Raw genomic sequence first — 16,405 nt, 5'->3', positions numbered from 1 at the left:
TGCCATGCAGAAAAGATTTGATCAGGAACTCGAAGACCGGCTGATGCGGTACGCGGCCATCGACAGCCAAAGCGACGAAAACTCGGCCTCGACCCCCAGCACCGACATTCAGTTCGATATGCTGCACCTGCTGCAAAAGGAACTGACCGAAATCGGCGCGCAGGATGTTGAACTGACCGGCGACAGCGTGGTCGTGGCGACCATCCCCGGCACGGCTGAGGGTCCGACCGTGGGCTTTCTGGCCCATGTGGACACCGCACCCCAGTTCAATGCCACAGGCGTCAAACCACGGGTGATCAAAGGATATAACGGCGGCGATATTTCGTTCCCCGATGATCCCGATCTGGTCCTGTCGCCCGAGGAACACCCCTATCTGGCCGAGAAGATCGGGCACGACCTGATCACCGCATCCGGCACCACCCTGCTGGGGTCGGACGACAAGGCGGGCGTATCGATCCTGATGACGATGGCGCGGCATCTGCTTGAAAACAAAGACATCCCCCACGGCCCGATCCGCATCGCCTTCACCCCGGATGAAGAGATCGGGCGCGGCGTGACGGAGCAACTGCCCAAGGACCTTAGCGCGGATTTCGCCTATACGCTGGACGGTCAGCAGGTGGGCGAGATCGAATATGAAAGCTTCTCGGCCGATCAGGCGGTGATCCGGGTCAAGGGCGTTTCGATCCATCCCGGACTGGCGAAAGACAAGATGGTGAACGCGGCGCATCTGGCGGCGAAGATCGTGCAGACGCTGCCGCAGGCCACCATGACGCCCGAAACCACCGACGGGCGCGAAGGGTTCATCCACATCACCGACCTGAGCGGCGGTTCCTCGGAGATGGAGATCAAGCTGATCCTGCGCGACTTCGAGATGGACGGGCTGGAGGCGCAGCGCAACATCGTGCGTCAGGTCTGCGATGCCGTGCAGGCCACCGAACCGCGCGCGCAGATCACCTGCGACATCAGCCACCAGTACCGCAACATGCGCTACTGGCTGGAAAAGGACATGACTCCGGTCGATCTGGCCCGCGACGCCTGCCGCGAGTTGGGGATCGAGCCGCTTTCCGTCCCGATCCGCGGCGGCACCGATGGCTCGCGCCTGACCGAGTTCGGCACGCCCTGCCCCAACCTGTTCACCGGCATGCAGTGCATTCACGGGCCGCTGGAATGGATCTCGGTGCAGGACATGGCACAGGCGACCGAGCTGTGCCTGTCGGTTGTGGCCAAAGCGGCGCAGGGCAAGGGCTGAAATGTGCCGGTGGGGCAAGGTCTCTTTCCCGCCGGGATCAACCTGATAAGTTGGCGGCAACAGGCACTAAGGATCAGTTGATGCAGCGCTACGAATACAAGGTCGTCCCCGCCCCGCAGAAAGGGGTCAAGGCCAAGGGTGTCAAAACCGCCGAGGGCCGGTTTGCCGCCTCGGTCGAGCAGGTGCTGAACCAGATGGGTCAGGACGGCTGGGAATACCAGCGGGCCGAGCTGCTGCCCAGCGAGGAACGCTCGGGCCTGACCGGATCGACCACGAACTGGCGCAATGTGCTGGTGTTCCGGCGTGCGGTTGAACAGGCCGTCATTCCCACGCCATCGCCCACGGAAACACCCGAGGGCGTGCCGCTGGCCCAGCCGGTCCCGGGGCCCGAAACGGTACAGGCCCCTGAGCCGATTGCGGAAGAGGCGAAGGACCCGCCGCTGACGCTGAAAACACCTGAGGACAGTCCGGAAGAGCCTGAAAAGCCGTAGGCGGAAGCGGGCCATTTGAGGCCAAGGCACCGCCCCGCGCGCGACCGCGCCAAAGAGTCTTATCAATTTTACCCCCGCTGTGGCATGTTAACGATGCAACAAAAGGGGGCTTTGAGATGGCAATACGGCAGACCCACGGGCGCAAGCGCCTGTATGACAGCATTCTGGATACGGTCGGCGATACGCCCTGTATCCGCGTTGGCCGGATCGCTCCGGATCACGTGACGGTCTATGTGAAGTTCGAGGCATTTAACCCCGCAGGGTCCGTCAAGGACCGGCTGGCGCTGAATATCATCGAAGCGGCGGAACGGGACGGGTCACTGAAACCCGGTCAAACAGTGGTCGAGGCGACCTCGGGCAACACCGGCATCGGGCTGGCGATGGTTTGCGCCGCCAAGGGTTATCCGCTGGTCGTGACCATGGCCGACAGTTTTTCTGTCGAACGCCGCAAGCTGATGCGCTTTCTGGGTGCAAAGGTCGTGCTGACCCCACGGGCTCAAAAGGGTTTTGGCATGTACACCAAGGCCAAGGAACTGGCCGAACAGAATGGCTGGTTCCTTGCCAGCCAGTTCGAAACAACCGCAAATGCGGATATTCACGAAACCACCACCGCGCGGGAAATTCTTGCGGATTTCGACGGCGGTAAGCTCGACTATTGGGTCACGGGCTATGGCACCGGCGGAACGATTTCCGGCGTGTCTCGGGCGCTTCGAAAAGAACGTCCGGATACCAAGATCATTCTGACCGAACCCTCCAATGCCGCCATCGTGTCGTCGGGTTACACCAACACCCGCAACGGCGCGCATCAACCGACCGAGAGCCACCCCAATTTCGAGCCGCACCCGATTCAGGGCTGGACGCCGGACTTTATTCCATGGGTGCTGCAAGAGGCGATCGATAATTCCTACTATGATGAGATGATCCCCGTTCCCGGCCCCGAAGGCATCGAATGGTCCCGCCGTCTGGCCGCGGAAGAAGGCATCTTCACCGGGATTTCAGGCGGATCGACCTTTGCGGTTGCGATGAAAGTGGCCGAAGACGCACCGCAAGGCTCGGTCATGCTGGTCATGCTGCCTGACACCGGCGAGCGGTACCTGTCGACCCCGCTGTTCGAAGGGATCGAGGAAGACATGACGGAAGAAGAACGCGAGATTTCGAATTCCACCCCGTCGGCGCAGATGGATGCAGGTTAACCGGATCGGATTCTGACAGGGGCTGTTCAGTCCCCTGTCAGGTTCCGATATCCAGCGCCAAGGCGTGAATGCGCGGCACGATATCACCCAGTGCCTTGTGAACGGCCCTGTGGCGGGCGACGCGGGACTGGCCCTCGAACGCGGCGGCGCGGATGCGCACGTTGAAATGGCTCTGGCCGCCGTCCTGATACCCCGCGTGACCGCGATGGCTTTCGCTGTCATCGATCACCTCCAGCTCACGCGGGTCAAAGGCGGCTTGCAGGCGGTCGCGGATTTCGTCGGTCACGGTCATTTTTCTGCTCAGCGGCAAAATTTTTGCCGCCCCCCTCTTCTACTTTCGGCTGCTTAGATTAAACTGCTGCCTCCGAGTCGAAAAGACACGTTCGTGAGGATCAGTATATGGCCAAGTCAGACCCCTTTGGATTCGATATGTCCGTTTCCAGCGCCAAAAAGAAAAACCCGCGTGGGCGCAGGGGCATGTCGGGTGCGTCTGAAACCTCGGTCCGGATCTGTGACCACGAAGGCTGCGAAGAGCCGGGCAAGTTCCGCGCGCCCAAAGCACCGGACGTGCTGGATGATTTCTTCTGGTTCTGCCAGCAGCACGTGCGCGAATATAACCAGAAATGGAACTTTTTCGACGGCACGACCGAGGCTGAACTGAACGCGCAACGGTCCAAGGACAAAGTGTGGGAACGCGAAACCAAGCCGATGGGCGACCCCGAAGCCCGCGCCTGGGCCCGGCTGGGCATCGAGGACCCGCATCAGGTGCTGGGCGCAAACAGCACACAGAACAAGGGCCGGACCTCGGGCGGTGGCGGCCGTCGCCTGCCCCCCACCGAACGCCGCGCGATTGAGATTCTCGAAGCCAATGACAGCTGGACCAAGGCCGAGGTGCGCAAGGCCTACAAAAAACTGATCAAGGTCCTGCATCCGGACATGAACGGCGGCGACAGGTCGCAGGAAGAGCAGCTGCAAGAGGTTGTCTGGGCCTGGGATCAGATCAAAGACAGCCGGAACTTCAAATAACTTCGACCGGACGCTCTGACTGACACGGGCGTCCGATCTGAAACAGGCGCACCCCCGCAGTTTCACTGCAAGGGGGCTTTTGGGTGATTTTTTCCACCCGATCCGCTATTCTAGGCATGTCATTTGATCGACCTTTGCGGTCTTGTTTTTGCGTTGCTGCATTTGAGAAAGGCGAGGGATATGCGTCTCATTCCATTGATCCTGTTGGGGCTACTCTGCATTGCGCCCCATCAAAGCCAGGCCCAGGGATGTTTGCGTCTGGACCTGGACAGCACATTCACCATCGGCGACATCCCCGGAGATGCCCCGCCCGAGGGGTTCATCTGCTACGACCTGTCATTCCCCCGCGGCCAGAACATGAGCATCGAGCTTGCCAGCGGCCGGAACGTCTCGATCACGGTTCCCGGCTACTATGACGCGCGCAACGACCGGCAGTTCCTTGGCGATTTGCCCGGGCATCTCGAAATCCGGGTCTTTCAGATGCTGCGTTCGGCCCAGCCGGAACCTTTCCTGGTCAGGCTGCGGTTCGAGCCGCCCGGAAACGGCTAGGGCGGCGCCAGCCCGGGCACCGATAAGGCCAGTTTCAAAGAAACATCCGCCGACGTCACGGCGCGGGCGGCTTTCCCTTGCCCTTGCCCGCAATATGTTGCACCACACACAGGTTCAAACCCGGCAATTCGGGCCAAAGGATAAGGACAAGGCGCATGGCTGACGGATCAATCGACATCAACGCGAAACCTACCGAAGATATCTCGGTCCGTGACGTGTTCGGCATTGATACGGACATGGCGGTCAAGGGCTTTGCCGACCGCAGCGACCGCGTGCCCGTCGTCGATCCGACCTACAAATTCGACCCGGAAACCACGCTGGCGATTCTGGCAGGCTTTGCCCATAACCGCCGGGTGATGATCCAAGGCTATCACGGCACTGGCAAGTCAACCCATATCGAACAGGTCGCCGCGCGCCTGAACTGGCCGGCTGTACGTGTGAACCTGGACAGCCATATCAGCCGGATCGACCTGATCGGCAAGGATGCGATCAAGCTTCGCGACGGCAAGCAGGTGACCGAGTTCCACGAAGGCATCCTGCCCTGGGCGCTGCGCAACCCCGTCGCCATCGTGTTCGACGAATACGACGCGGGCCGCGCAGATGTGATGTTCGTGATCCAGCGGGTGCTGGAGCATGACGGCAAGCTGACCCTGCTGGACCAGAATGAGATCATCACGCCCAACCCCAACTTCCGCCTGTTTGCAACCGCGAACACCGTGGGGCTTGGGGATACGACCGGCCTCTACCATGGCACCCAACAGATCAACCAGGCACAGATGGACCGCTGGTCGCTGGTCTCGACCCTGAACTACCTCAGCCACGATGCCGAGACCATGATCGTTCTGTCGAAAGCGCCCCATTACAACACTGAAAAGGGTCGCAAGACCGTCAGCCAGATGGTCACCGTCGCCGACCTGACCCGGACCGCCTTCATGAACGGCGATCTGTCCACAGTGATGAGCCCCCGGACCGTAATCAACTGGGCGCAAAACGCCGAGATTTTCCGCAATGTGGGTTATGCCTTCCGTCTGTCCTTCCTGAACAAGTGCGACGAACTGGAGCGCCAGACCGTGGCGGAGTTCTATCAGCGTTGTTTTGACGAGGAACTGCCGGAAAGCGCGGCAAGCGCGAGTTTGGGGTGAGAAGAACCGGGCATATCATTGCCACGATAGCAGCAGCTTGCTGCTTGGCGGATTCCATTCACGCCGCAACGTCCGCCTCGCAAGGGCAACTACCGCCTGCGCCCGCTATGGTTTCAATTGCAGAACATCAGGAAGCCAAAAACAGCGCCTTTGTTGTTGCAAGATGCAGAGGGTTACTCGACGCTGCAACAATACACCGGATGATTATGCGCTCAAATCCAGTGTCGGAAAGACAAGAGAAACTTGGAGCGCCTTTCGATTGGGTCGTTAGTATAGATTTCGCAAAAAACCTCACTTTGGCTGAACAGGATCTTGCTGACTCCGATGCATCGTATCTCCAGTACTATATGGATTCATTTGGACCGATTGAGATCCCGTCGCGCGTGCCTGATCTCCCGTTGTATATTGCTGACAAGGCTACCTGTCTGGAAAGGTTCGGCAAAAAATGAGCAAACCCAACGACAACCCCGCCGATCCGTTCAAGAAGGCTCTGGCCGAGGCCACCAAGGTCATGGCCGACGATCCCGAACTGAACGTCACCTACACGGTCGATCCGTCGGGCATGACGGGCGAGTCGATGCGCTTGCCGCAGGTCAGCCGCCGGATGACGCGGGAAGAGGTTTTGCTGGCCCGCGGCACGGCGGACGCTCTGGCCTTGCAGCGCAAATATCATGATGATGCGACCCATGCGCGTTATGCACCGCCGGGCGACATAGCGCGCGACCTGTATGAGGCCATGGAAGTGGCCCGGTGCGAGGCGATGGGCGCGCGGGATATGCCGGGAACGGCCTCGAACATCGACGTCAAGATCGGGCATGAGGCGATCCGGCGCGGCTATGATCAGTGCAAACAGCCTGCCGAGGCCCCTCTGTCGGTGGCGGCGGGCTATCTGATCCGCCATCTGGCCACCGGGCGCGATCTGCCTCCGGCGGCGGCGAATGTCATGAACCTGTGGCGCGGGTTCATCGAGGAACAGGCCGGGGGCACGCTGGAAAACCTGCAGGACATCCTGTCAGATCAGGCGGAGTTCGCCAAATTCACCCGTCAGGTGATCAAGGATCTGGGATACGGCGACCAGCTGGGCGACGACCCGGATGAACTGGACGAGGATCAGGAAGATCAGGCCGAAGACGATGCCGAAGAACAGCCCGATCCCGACAGCACCGGACAGGATGAACAGGACGAGCAGGACCCGGACGCAACACCCGAGCAGACGCAGGAAGAACAGCAGGATCAGTCTCAGGCGCAGGTCTCGATGGATGAGATGGCCGAGGATGAACTGGGCGATGAGGCCGAGATGCCCGAAGGCGAGGCTCCGCTGGAGCCGCCCGCCCCGCCGCCCGCGTCCGAGGCCGACCCGGATTATAAGGTCTATCTGAACAGCTATGACGAAGAGATTGCCGCCGAGGATCTGGCAGAACCGGCGGAGCTGGAACGGTTGCGGGCCTATCTGGATCAGCAGCTGGAGCCCTTGAAGGGGGCCGTCAGCCGTCTGGCCAACAAGCTGCAACGCCGGTTGCAGGCGCAGCAGAACCGGTCCTGGGAGTTCGACCGTGAGGAAGGGATACTGGACGCAGGCCGTCTGGCGCGGGTGGTGGCGAACCCGACGACGCCGCTGAGCTTCAAGGTCGAGAAGGATACCGAATTCCGGGATACGGTCGTCACGCTGCTTCTGGACAACTCGGGGTCCATGCGCGGCCGCCCGATTTCCATCGCCGCGATCTGTGCCGATGTTCTGGCCCGCACGCTGGAACGCTGCAACGTGAAGGTCGAAATTCTGGGCTTCACCACGCGGGCGTGGAAAGGCGGTCAGGCGCGTGAGGCGTGGCTGAACGATGGCCGCCCGCAGCAACCCGGGCGACTGAACGATCTGCGGCACATCATCTATAAGGGCGCGGATGCGCCCTGGCGGCGGGCGCGGCCCAATCTGGGTCTGATGATGAAAGAGGGCTTGCTGAAGGAAAACATCGACGGCGAGGCGCTGGAATGGGCACATCGCCGGATGCTGGCCCGGCGCGAGCAGCGCAAGATTCTGATGGTGATTTCGGATGGCGCTCCGGTCGATGATTCAACGCTCAGCGTCAACCCGGCGAATTATCTGGAAAAACACCTGCGCGACGTGATCGCGATGGTGGAAAAACGCAAGATTGTCGAGTTGCTGGCCATCGGGATCGGCCATGATGTGACCCGGTATTACGATCGGGCAGTGACGATTACGGATGTCGAGCAACTGGCGGGCGCGATGACGGAGCAGTTGGCCGCCCTGTTCGACAGCGATCCGCGCGCGCGGGCGCGGGTGATGGGAATGAAAAAGGCCAGCTAGGGCTGGCCTTGCCTCCGGCGGGAGTATTTTCCAAAAAGATGAAGGGGTCAGCCCCCGTTTGCATGAGGTGTGAGATGTTCCAGTCTTTCAAAGTGACCGCGCGCCCGGAACAGGGGCCGCCCCGGCTGGCGGCCTTGCGGGCGGAACTGGCGGGCGAAGGGTTGGACGGGTTTCTGATCCCGCGTGCAGATGCGCATCAGGGCGAATATGTCGCCCCCCGGGACGAGCGGTTGGCGTGGCTGACCGGGTTCACCGGATCAGCCGGGTTCTGCGCCGCGCTAAAGGATGTGGCAGGTGTGTTCATCGACGGGCGATATCGCACGCAGGTCAAGGCGCAGGTGGCCCAGGACTACACGCCGGTGCCATGGCCGGATGTCAGCCTGAGTGTCTGGCTGAAAGAGCAACTGCCAAATGGCGGCAAGGTTGGTTTTGATCCGTGGCTGCATGCCGCAGGTCAGATCTCCGGCACCCGCAAGGAGTTGGATGGCAGCGGCATCGAGCTTGTGCCCTGTGACAATCTGGTGGATCGCGTGTGGACGGATCAGCCCGCCCCTCCGATGAACCCGGTCAAGGCGCATCCGATTGAATTTGCCGGTGAGACGGCAGAAAGCAAGACCGCGCGTCTGGCGAGGACGCTGCGCGAGGCGGGGAAATCCTCTGCGGTGATCACCCTGCCGGATTCGATCATGTGGTTGCTGAACATTCGCGGCTCGGACATTGCCTATAACCCTGTCGCGCACGGGTTTGCCATTCTGCATGCCGATGGCCGGGTTGATCTGTTCATGGCCGCCGCCAAGCTGACCGAGGTGCGGGATCATCTGGGCGATCACGTCTCGGTCTTTGAGCCCGAGGGCTTTCTGGGCACGGTTGCAGCGCTGGAGGGTAAGGTGCAGGTCGACCCCAACACCCTGCCTCAGATCGTGGCCGACGCGCTGGGGGATCGGATGGAAGATGGCGGCGACCCTTGCGCGCTGCCCAAGGCCTGCAAGAACCCGGCCGAAATCGCCGGCAGTGCCGAGGCGCATTTGCGGGACGCGGTGGCGGTTGTCGAGACCCTGTGCTGGCTGGATGCGCAGGAACCCGGCAGCCTGACCGAAACGCAGGTCGTGACCCGGCTGGAAGACAACCGCCGCAAGGACAATGTGCTGCAGGATATCTCGTTCGATACCATCGCGGGCACCGGACCCAACGGCGCGATCATGCATTACCGCGTGACCGAGGAAACCGACAGCCTGCTGCAGAACGGTCATCTGCTGGTGCTGGACAGTGGCGGGCAGTATCTGGACGGGACCACGGACATCACCCGCACCATTGCCATTGGCGAGGTCGGCGACGAGGAAAAAGCCTGTTTCACCCGCGTTCTGAAAGGCATGATCGCTCTGTCGATGCAGCGCTGGCCGGTGGGTCTGGCCGGTCGCGATATCGAATGCATCGCCCGCGCGCCCTTGTGGCTGGCCGGTCAGGATTTCAACCACGGGGTCGGGCACGGGGTCGGTGCGTATCTGAGCGTGCATGAAGGCCCGCAGCGCCTGTCCAAGGTCAGCCATGTGCCGCTGGAGCCGGGCATGATCCTGTCGAACGAACCGGGCTATTACCGCGAAGGTGCCTTTGGCATCCGCATCGAAAACCTGGTGGTCGTGCAAGAGGCCCCCGCCCTGCCCGGCGGCGACGCCGAGCGTGCCATGCTGAACTGGCGCACGCTGACCTATGTGCCAATCGACCGCCGCCTGATCGTGGCCGATATGCTGACCGCCGAAGAACGCAACTGGCTGAACGCCTATCACAGCGACGTGGCGGCAAAAGTCAGGCCAAGGCTGGGCCTTGACGCGCAACTGTGGTTGGATGCCGCAACCGCGCCGATCTGACACCGAACTGTTACATAGAATGGGCAGAGGAGAGGCCCCGACATCCGCGAGGGAAGGAGAATACATGACCGAGATTACAATTCAAAAGGCCGCAGGAAAATGGAGCGTCCGTTCCGGCGGCGCGATACTGGGCGAAACGAGCAACGCGCTGGCGCTGGAAGAAGGCGATTTGGCGCCTGTTATCTACTTTCCCCGCTCGGACATCGCGATGGCCTTTCTGGACCGGACGGACAAGGTCACGCATTGCCCTCATAAAGGGGATGCGGTGCATTTTTCCATCGTGAACAAATCCTCGGTCACGGAAAATGCCGCGTGGAGCTATGAAGACCCGGCCCCGGCGGTCGGCGAGCTGAAAGAGTATCTGGCGTTTTATCCGGCAGATTCGGTGAAAGTCGAGCAGATCTAAACCGCAACCTTTTCCTTTGGGCGGCTCGCGATCAGCGTGATCGCGGCCACCAGGGCAACACCAGACGCAACCCGCACCACCATCTGGAAATCATAAGCTTGCGCGATCAGGCCCACCGCAGGGCCCGCAAGCAGGCCGGTAACCATCAGCGTATTCCAGTAAACCGCCGTCGCATGCGCGGGACGGTCCTTGGCGAAGGACTGAACATAGCTGATCCCGAGGCTGGCGTAGAAGCCATAATACAGCCCCTCAAGCGCGGCCCCGGCGAGCATCTGCGGGAAGGTTTGAACTGCGGCCAGCAACTGGATTGTCACCACCGCCAGCAAGGTCGTTGCGATCAGTGCCGGGCGCATACCGAACCGCGCGATGATCATCGGCGTGCTGAAGATGGCCAGAACCTCGACAAAGGTTTTGATGCTGAAGGCCAGACCGGGTGCGTAGCCGGGCAACCCGACCTCTTGCACGTAGAAGATCGGCAGGGAGGTAAACGTCAGGGAATGCGCCAGCGACAGGCAGAACACGAAACCCGCCGCCAGCCAGAGGCCCCGCGCTGGTGTCGCGCCCTCGGGCGTGGCTGAGGCTGGTTTGGCCTTTGCTGCAATGTCGCGCGGCAGCGTAGTCCACCACAAGGCCAGCCAGATTAGGGCGACGCCAAGCGCGACCACAAACACGGTGTTGGCCCCAAACCGGTCGGCGACCAGAAACGTCACCGCAGGTCCGATCATCCAGGCGGTGGATGTGGTGGCGCGCATATAGGCGTTGAAGCGGCTGCGCTCGATACTGTCGCGCTCGGCGATGCTGCCGCCCAGGCTGAACATGGTCGAAACGGCGCTGGAACTGATGCCGAAGCCGAGAACGCCCACGGTCATCACGGTCCACAGCGCAGGCGACAGGGACAGGGCAAAGCAGGCCGTCAGAAAGCCCAGCGCCGCGACCCCGATCAGGGGGAAGACGCGGGCCCCGTCATCGATCCGCCGGGCGAATTGCCTGTTGGCTACCAGCGTCAGGCTGACGGCCAGTACGGAATACACGCTGATGATCCAGGGCTGGTATCCCAATCCGTCAACCAGAAAGAAGCCCATGAAGGGGATGATCATTGAACTGCAAATGGTCCCGCAGAACAACAGGAGCAAAAACAGAAGCCGTGTGGCGATCTGGCTGTCGGGCATGTTTTACAATCCTGTTAAAGACATGGTTTGTCTTTCAAATTTGGCTGCGCGATGCAACCGCCGCGTGCCCCTTTGCTTTGAAATGGCTGGCATATGCATCTTGTGACGCGCCCCGCTCACGCACCTGTTGCATGCAAGTGATCGCGACAGGGGGCAAACTGGTGTGGGATGTGATCGGAGGGTGTCATGCATTTATCACGTCGCGGCTTTGCAGGAATGGTTGGCGCAGGGGCTTTGATGCCGGGCGCGCTTTGGGCCCAGCAGGACCCGGTGCTCGATGCGCTGCGCAGCACGCTTTACCTAAGCAGAACCCAGTTCGAAGACAGCATGGCCTACCTGAAAGATCGCGGAAACCCGGATGTGGTTCCGGGCCTGCTGACGGCGATGCGTTATTCCGACCGGCGGCGGGACGATATCGCCGAGGTGATGGAGGCGCTGACAGGCCAGAAACTCGGCACCGACTGGTTCGAGTGGATGCTGTGGCAAGAGCGTAACCCGCAAGTGGTGCCCCACCCCTCGCTGATCCCGTTCAAACGCGAAGTTCTATTGGGGATCGACGCGAATTTCGACGTTTTCCTGCGGCCTCAGTACCTGCAGCGGGACAAGATGAAGATCCGGCTGGAAGAGATCTCGTGGGGCGGCGTGCACAAGGACGGCATCCCCTCGCTGGACAATCCGACACTTATCCCGGCCTCCGGTGCCAGCTATCTGAAGGGCAGCGATCTGGTCTTCGGGGTCGCGATCAACGGCGATGTACGCGCCTATCCGCTGCGGATCATGGGCTGGCACGAGATGTTCAACGAAGTAATCGGCGGCGTGCCCGTGGCGCTGGCCTATTGCACCCTCTGCGGATCGGGCATTCTGTTTGAAACGCAGGTGCAGGCGCGGCGGAAGCCGTTTGTCTTTGGCTCGTCCGGGTTCCTGTACCGGTCCAACAAGCTGATGTTCGACCGGCAGACGCATTCGTTGTGGAACCAGTACACCGGCAAGCCGGTTGTCGGCCCGCTTGTGGACAGCGGCATCACGCTGAAGCAGCGCCCGGTGGTGATCACCACGTGGGAAAGCTGGAAAACCTCGCATCCCGACAGCAGGGTTCTGTCGCTGAAGACGGGTCACCGGCGAAACTACGGCTCGGGGGTCGTGTATCGCGACTACTTCGCGTCACCCAACCTGATGTTCCCCGCGCTGGTGGATCAGTCCGAGCATCGGCAAAAGGATTACATCTTCGCCATCCGCCAGTTCGGCGCGGCGCGGGCATGGCCGTTGGAGGCGTTCAGCCGGACCCGCGTGATCAACGACGCAATCGCCGACCGTCCCTTGGTTCTGGTCGGCAATTCCGACAGACGCACGGTGCGGGCTTATGAGCGCAAGTCGTACCGCTTTACCGCTGCGGATGGCGGTTTGGTGGATCAGGCGGGTGGCAAATGGACTATGGCCGAAGAGGAGCTGATCGGCCCCGACGGAACCCGGCTGCCCCGGGTGGCAGGCCATATCTCGTACTGGTTTGCCTGGGACAACTACCTTGGGGATGCGGCCACGGTGTATAAGGGCTAGGAGTGTTCCTCGGCCGCGGTGGCGGCCAGCGCGCGGTTGTAAGCCTTGAGCGCGTCGATGTGATACAGCGCCCCGACCGGTTCTTCCTGACCGTCCTTATCGACAATGACAACAGGGATGCAGGGGATGTCCTCGCGGTCGAAATAGGGCATCGCGGCCTCGAGCGTGGCGCTGGCCTTGACGCACAGGCCCTGATCGATCAGGGCGCGCGCCTCGTCCTTAGTGATCGAGCGCTCATCGTCAATTGGCCGCATCACCGCCCCGGCCCGCAGCATCGCCAGCAGATAGGCCTGCGGCCCCGCGGCCAGATGCACATTGCGCCGCTCCAACTGCGTCAGGAAGAACGACCGATCCACAAGGCGCGAGGCCAGCGCGGTGGACATCGAGACCGAGACCATCACCGCCAGACCGATCTGCCAGTCTCCGGTCAGTTCGAACACGATCAGCGTGGTCGAGATCGGCGCACCCAGAACCGCCGCCGCGACAGCCCCCATGCCCGCAAAGGCATAAAGCGTGTGGGTGCCCGACACATCCGGCAGCAAGCCGGTGGCGATCAGGCCAAAGGCCAGCCCGGTCAGCGCACCGATCATCAGCGAGGGGGAAAACACACCGCCACCCATGCGCCCGCCCATCGTGATGGCCACGGCCACCGTCTTGACAACGGCAAACAGGATCGCCGTTGTCAGCACGAGGTCTCCGGCCAAGGCCCGGATCGTCGTCTCATACCCCACGCCGATGATATGCGGGAACCAGATCGCCAGAAGGCCCAGCATGGCCCCCGAAACGGCGGGCCGCAGCCAGCGCGGCAGGGACAGACGGGCCTGAACATGGCTGCCAATATCCTCGGCAAAGAAGATCGAACGCATCAGCAGCAGCGACACCAGCCCGCAGATCAGCCCTAGGATCAGGAAAGCGGGAAGTTCGACGTAGAACTGCAGCGAGCCGGGGGTTTCCAGAACAAACTCGGTCACGTCACCATATTCCAGCCGGTTGATCACCGTCCCCGCGACCGAGGCGATGACGATGGGCGCAAAGGCGTGAACCGCGAAGTGGCGCAGCACCACCTCGAGCGCGAAGATTGCCCCGGCGATGGGCGCGTTGAAACTGGCCGAGACGGCGGCAGCCACGGCGCAGCCCAGCAGATCGCGCCCGGTGATCCCGTCGGCGTGGATGCGGTTGCTGACCCAGGTCGAGATGACGCCTGCCATATGCACCACCGGCCCCTCACGCCCAGTTGACCCGCCGGAACTGAGTGTGATCAGCGAGGCAAAGAGCGATGCGACACCCGCCTTGGTTTCCACCCGGCCGTCGGTCACGGCGGCGCCTTCGATGACATCGGCAACCGAACGCACGCGCCCGTCATCGGTGAATTTATGCAGGATCACGCCGACAACCAGCCCGCCGATCACGGGCGTGATGAACACCATAATCCACGGAAGTTTTTCGGCATGGCTGTGCAGCAGCAGGATGTCTTCGGTCTGGTAGATATAGGCTTGCAGGGCCTGAATGCCTTTGCGGAACCCAAGCGCCATGAAGCCCGCCGCGATCCCGATGGCCAGAGCGATGAACCAGAACTGGATCTGGCTTGGCCCGCGCCGGCGCATGACCTGCCACGCATCCCGGATCGCGGCCAAAGCCTGATTGAACTGGTTGCGCAGAACGGTGCGGGTGGACTGGGTCATTTGCCCTCGGGGATCAATTCATATCCCTTAGTAAGCCACGCGAGGACCTGAGAAAAGTCAGTTTACGGGGGATTGTTGGCGAGTGTTACGCCTTACGCGTCCAGCAGGGCGCGGGCGGCGGCGCGGGCTTCGTCGGTGATGGTGTCGCCTGCGACCATGCGGGCGATTTCATCGACCCGGTCGGGGGTCGCCAGCGGGATCACGGTCGACAGGGTTTGGCCGTCCGTCACCTGTTTCTGTACCCGCCAATGATGCGCGGCCCGTGCGGCGACCTGGGGCGAATGCGTCACCACCAGAACCTGCCCGCCCTGCGCCAGCGATGCCAGACGGCGGCCCACCGCATCGGCGGTGGCACCGCCGACGCCGCGGTCGATCTCGTCAAAGATCATGGTGCGGGCGCTATCCTCGCCGGTCAGGCAGACCTTGAGCGCCAGCAGAAACCGGCTGAGTTCCCCGCCCGAGGCGATCTTGTTCAGCGGGCCCGAGGGCGCGCCGGGGTTGGTGGCGACGGTGAAGGCCACCGCGTCGGTGCCTTCGGGGCCGGGATCGGTGGCTGTGATTTCGGTTTTGAACACCGCCCGCTCCATTTTCAGCGGCGCGAGTTCGGTCATGACGGCGCTGTCCAACTGTCCAGCAGCCTGTTGGCGCAAGGCGCTGAGCGCACTCGCTGCCGCGTCATAGGCCGCCTGCGCCGCATCCACGGCGGCGCGTTTGTCGCTCAGGTCGGCATCACCCGCGTCCAGTCGGCTCAACCGGTCGCGCAGGGTATCGGCGAAGGCGCCCAAATCGTCCGGCCCGACATCATGCTTACGGGCCAGCGCGCGGATGGCGAACAGGCGTTCTTCGGCCTGTTCCAGTTCCGCCGGATTGAAATCGAGCGCCTGCAGACAGGTGTTGACCCCATCCTGCGCCTCGCCCAGTTCGATCAGCGCACGGCCCAAAGCAGCAATCGGTTCCTCCAACTGACCGCCTGCATTGTCCGCGACCCCTTCGAGCCAGCGCACGGCGTCGGCCATCGCGCCCTCGGCCCCGTCCCCGCCCAGCAGGTCGAAGGCGCGGGCCACGTCGTCGCGGATGCGTTCGGCCCCCTGCATCATGCGGCGGCGCGCATCGAGTTCCGCATCCTCGCCCGGCTGCGGGTAAAGCTGGTCCAGTTCGGCGACGGAATGGCGCAGGAATTCTTCCTCGGCGCGCATGACGTCCAGCGCGGATTCGGTCTGAGCCAGCGCTTTGCGGGCGCGGGACATCTGTGTCCACGCGTCATGCACGGCGGCAAGGTGATCCCCTGCCCCGGCATAGGCATCCAGCATGGCGCGGTGGCCGCGCGGGTTCAGCAAGCCGCGATCATCGTGCTGGCCATGCAACTCGATCAGGGTTTCTGACAGCGCGCGCAGCACTTCGCCCGAGCACCGCCGGTCGTTGACCCATGCGGTTTTGCGCCCCTCGGCGGTGTTGACGCGGCGCAGGATCAGCTCTTCGCCACCGGGCAGTCCGGCCTCGGCCAAAACGGCATGGGCGGGGTGATCGTCGGGCAGTTCGAACTCGGCCACGACCTCACCCTGCGCGGCGCCCTGACGGACCAGTTCGGCCCGCCCGCGCCAGCCCAGCACAAATCCCAGCGAATCCAGCAGGATCGACTTGCCCGCGCCGGTTTCACCGGTCAACGCGTTCAGACCCGGCTGAAACGTCAGTTCCAACCGGTCGATGATCAGCATGTCGCGGATATCAAGGGCGCGCAGCATCGGGTCTTTAGCGT

The 16,405-nt window shown here is 62.3% G+C and carries 15 protein-coding genes; 11 read left to right on the top strand and 4 right to left on the bottom strand.

Translation table 11 applies throughout. The annotated features are described in order from the left end of the window. Positions 1 to 4 precede the first annotated feature (4 nt). The 3 genes from pepT to ACR0EZ_RS11300 all read left to right on the top strand — a co-directional run bounded on the left by pepT (position 5) and on the right by ACR0EZ_RS11300 (position 2,933). Positions 5 to 1,249, top strand: coding sequence for a peptidase T (gene pepT, locus ACR0EZ_RS11310; protein ID WP_480613059.1), 1,245 nt, complete (start codon positions 5 to 7; stop codon positions 1,247 to 1,249). Between the two features lie 80 nt (positions 1,250 to 1,329). Next, positions 1,330 to 1,740 carry a DUF4177 domain-containing protein gene (locus ACR0EZ_RS11305; protein WP_480613058.1) on the top strand — a complete coding sequence of 137 codons (411 nt, stop codon included), beginning with the start codon at positions 1,330 to 1,332 and terminating at the stop codon, positions 1,738 to 1,740. Positions 1,741 to 1,856: 116 nt separating this feature from the next. Continuing rightward, the gene (locus tag ACR0EZ_RS11300) at positions 1,857 to 2,933 is read left to right on the top strand and encodes a PLP-dependent cysteine synthase family protein (RefSeq protein ID WP_480613056.1); all 1,077 of its coding nucleotides are present in this window, start codon (positions 1,857 to 1,859) and stop codon (positions 2,931 to 2,933) included. A gap of 37 nt (positions 2,934 to 2,970) precedes the next feature. Here the strand turns inward: ACR0EZ_RS11300 and ACR0EZ_RS11295 are convergent, their stop codons facing one another. Then, positions 2,971 to 3,225 carry a BolA family protein gene (locus ACR0EZ_RS11295; protein WP_480613054.1) on the bottom strand — a complete coding sequence of 85 codons (255 nt, stop codon included), beginning with the start codon at positions 3,223 to 3,225 and terminating at the stop codon, positions 2,971 to 2,973. A 107-nt stretch (positions 3,226 to 3,332) separates the two neighbouring features. Between ACR0EZ_RS11295 and ACR0EZ_RS11290 the strand changes: the two genes are divergently transcribed. The 7 genes from ACR0EZ_RS11290 to ACR0EZ_RS11260 all read left to right on the top strand — a co-directional run bounded on the left by ACR0EZ_RS11290 (position 3,333) and on the right by ACR0EZ_RS11260 (position 10,244). Further along, a complete protein-coding gene (locus ACR0EZ_RS11290) occupies positions 3,333 to 3,959 on the top strand; it encodes a J domain-containing protein (RefSeq protein ID WP_480613052.1) in 627 nt (208 codons plus the stop codon). 180 nt (positions 3,960 to 4,139) lie between these two features. Then, on the top strand, positions 4,140 to 4,508 hold the full coding sequence (locus tag ACR0EZ_RS11285; RefSeq protein ID WP_480613050.1) for a hypothetical protein: 369 nt from the start codon (positions 4,140 to 4,142) through the stop codon (positions 4,506 to 4,508). A 155-nt stretch (positions 4,509 to 4,663) separates the two neighbouring features. Next, positions 4,664 to 5,650, top strand: coding sequence for a cobaltochelatase subunit CobS (gene cobS, locus ACR0EZ_RS11280; RefSeq protein WP_480613049.1), 987 nt, complete (start codon positions 4,664 to 4,666; stop codon positions 5,648 to 5,650). A gap of 44 nt (positions 5,651 to 5,694) precedes the next feature. Beyond that, the gene (locus ACR0EZ_RS11275) at positions 5,695 to 6,099 is read left to right on the top strand and encodes a hypothetical protein (RefSeq protein ID WP_480613047.1); all 405 of its coding nucleotides are present in this window, start codon (positions 5,695 to 5,697) and stop codon (positions 6,097 to 6,099) included. Beyond that, the gene (cobT, locus tag ACR0EZ_RS11270) at positions 6,096 to 7,973 is read left to right on the top strand and encodes a cobaltochelatase subunit CobT (RefSeq protein WP_480613045.1); all 1,878 of its coding nucleotides are present in this window, start codon (positions 6,096 to 6,098) and stop codon (positions 7,971 to 7,973) included. Before ACR0EZ_RS11275 ends, cobT begins: the two co-directional genes overlap by 4 nt. 74 nt (positions 7,974 to 8,047) lie before the next feature. Continuing rightward, positions 8,048 to 9,838, top strand: coding sequence for an aminopeptidase P family protein (locus ACR0EZ_RS11265; protein WP_480613043.1), 1,791 nt, complete (start codon positions 8,048 to 8,050; stop codon positions 9,836 to 9,838). A gap of 64 nt (positions 9,839 to 9,902) precedes the next feature. Then, positions 9,903 to 10,244 (top strand): DUF427 domain-containing protein, encoded by a 342-nt coding sequence (locus ACR0EZ_RS11260; RefSeq protein WP_480613041.1) that lies wholly within the window; start codon positions 9,903 to 9,905, stop codon positions 10,242 to 10,244. On the opposite strand, the gene ACR0EZ_RS11255 is transcribed toward ACR0EZ_RS11260, so the two are convergent. Next, positions 10,241 to 11,413: an MFS transporter gene (locus ACR0EZ_RS11255; protein WP_480613039.1), complete on the bottom strand. Its 1,173-nt coding sequence runs from the start codon at positions 11,411 to 11,413 to the stop codon at positions 10,241 to 10,243. The two genes, ACR0EZ_RS11260 and ACR0EZ_RS11255, sit on opposite strands and share 4 nt — an antisense overlap. 186 nt (positions 11,414 to 11,599) lie before the next feature. Here ACR0EZ_RS11255 and ACR0EZ_RS11250 point away from each other — a divergent pair, with 186 nt between their 5' ends. Continuing rightward, the gene (locus ACR0EZ_RS11250; RefSeq protein WP_480613037.1) at positions 11,600 to 12,967 is read left to right on the top strand and encodes a DUF3179 domain-containing protein; all 1,368 of its coding nucleotides are present in this window, start codon (positions 11,600 to 11,602) and stop codon (positions 12,965 to 12,967) included. Here the strand turns inward: ACR0EZ_RS11250 and ACR0EZ_RS11245 are convergent. Both ACR0EZ_RS11245 and recN read right to left on the bottom strand, forming a co-directional pair. Further along, positions 12,964 to 14,649 (bottom strand): chloride channel protein, encoded by a 1,686-nt coding sequence (locus ACR0EZ_RS11245; protein WP_480613035.1) that lies wholly within the window; start codon positions 14,647 to 14,649, stop codon positions 12,964 to 12,966. The genes ACR0EZ_RS11250 and ACR0EZ_RS11245 overlap by 4 nt on opposite strands. A 92-nt stretch (positions 14,650 to 14,741) precedes the next feature. Further along, positions 14,742 to 16,391, bottom strand: coding sequence for a DNA repair protein RecN (gene recN / locus ACR0EZ_RS11240; protein ID WP_480613033.1), 1,650 nt, complete (start codon positions 16,389 to 16,391; stop codon positions 14,742 to 14,744). Between the last annotated feature and the right edge of the window lie 14 nt (positions 16,392 to 16,405).

It is taken from the genome of Ruegeria sp. AK4 (genome assembly GCF_056541025.1).
The sequence above is the reverse complement of the archived record's forward strand: the minus strand, read 5'-3'. Positions and strand labels throughout refer to the sequence as shown.

Excerpts from the sequence above, each read along its gene's own strand:
- pepT (WP_480613059.1), top strand. The coding sequence starts at position 5 with ATGCAGAAAAGATTTGATCAGGAACTCGAAGACCGGCTGATGCGGTAC.
- ACR0EZ_RS11305 (WP_480613058.1), top strand. The coding sequence starts at position 1,330 with ATGCAGCGCTACGAATACAAGGTCGTCCCCGCCCCGCAGAAAGGGGTC.
- ACR0EZ_RS11300 (WP_480613056.1), top strand. The coding sequence starts at position 1,857 with ATGGCAATACGGCAGACCCACGGGCGCAAGCGCCTGTATGACAGCATT.
- ACR0EZ_RS11295 (WP_480613054.1), bottom strand. The coding sequence starts at position 3,225 with ATGACCGTGACCGACGAAATCCGCGACCGCCTGCAAGCCGCCTTTGAC.
- ACR0EZ_RS11290 (WP_480613052.1), top strand. The coding sequence starts at position 3,333 with ATGGCCAAGTCAGACCCCTTTGGATTCGATATGTCCGTTTCCAGCGCC.
- ACR0EZ_RS11285 (WP_480613050.1), top strand. The coding sequence starts at position 4,140 with ATGCGTCTCATTCCATTGATCCTGTTGGGGCTACTCTGCATTGCGCCC.
- cobS (WP_480613049.1), top strand. The coding sequence starts at position 4,664 with ATGGCTGACGGATCAATCGACATCAACGCGAAACCTACCGAAGATATC.
- cobT (WP_480613045.1), top strand. The coding sequence starts at position 6,096 with ATGAGCAAACCCAACGACAACCCCGCCGATCCGTTCAAGAAGGCTCTG.
- ACR0EZ_RS11265 (WP_480613043.1), top strand. The coding sequence starts at position 8,048 with ATGTTCCAGTCTTTCAAAGTGACCGCGCGCCCGGAACAGGGGCCGCCC.
- ACR0EZ_RS11260 (WP_480613041.1), top strand. The coding sequence starts at position 9,903 with ATGACCGAGATTACAATTCAAAAGGCCGCAGGAAAATGGAGCGTCCGT.
- ACR0EZ_RS11255 (WP_480613039.1), bottom strand. The coding sequence starts at position 11,413 with ATGCCCGACAGCCAGATCGCCACACGGCTTCTGTTTTTGCTCCTGTTG.
- ACR0EZ_RS11250 (WP_480613037.1), top strand. The coding sequence starts at position 11,600 with ATGCATTTATCACGTCGCGGCTTTGCAGGAATGGTTGGCGCAGGGGCT.
- ACR0EZ_RS11245 (WP_480613035.1), bottom strand. The coding sequence starts at position 14,649 with ATGACCCAGTCCACCCGCACCGTTCTGCGCAACCAGTTCAATCAGGCT.
- recN (WP_480613033.1), bottom strand. The coding sequence starts at position 16,391 with ATGCTGCGCGCCCTTGATATCCGCGACATGCTGATCATCGACCGGTTG.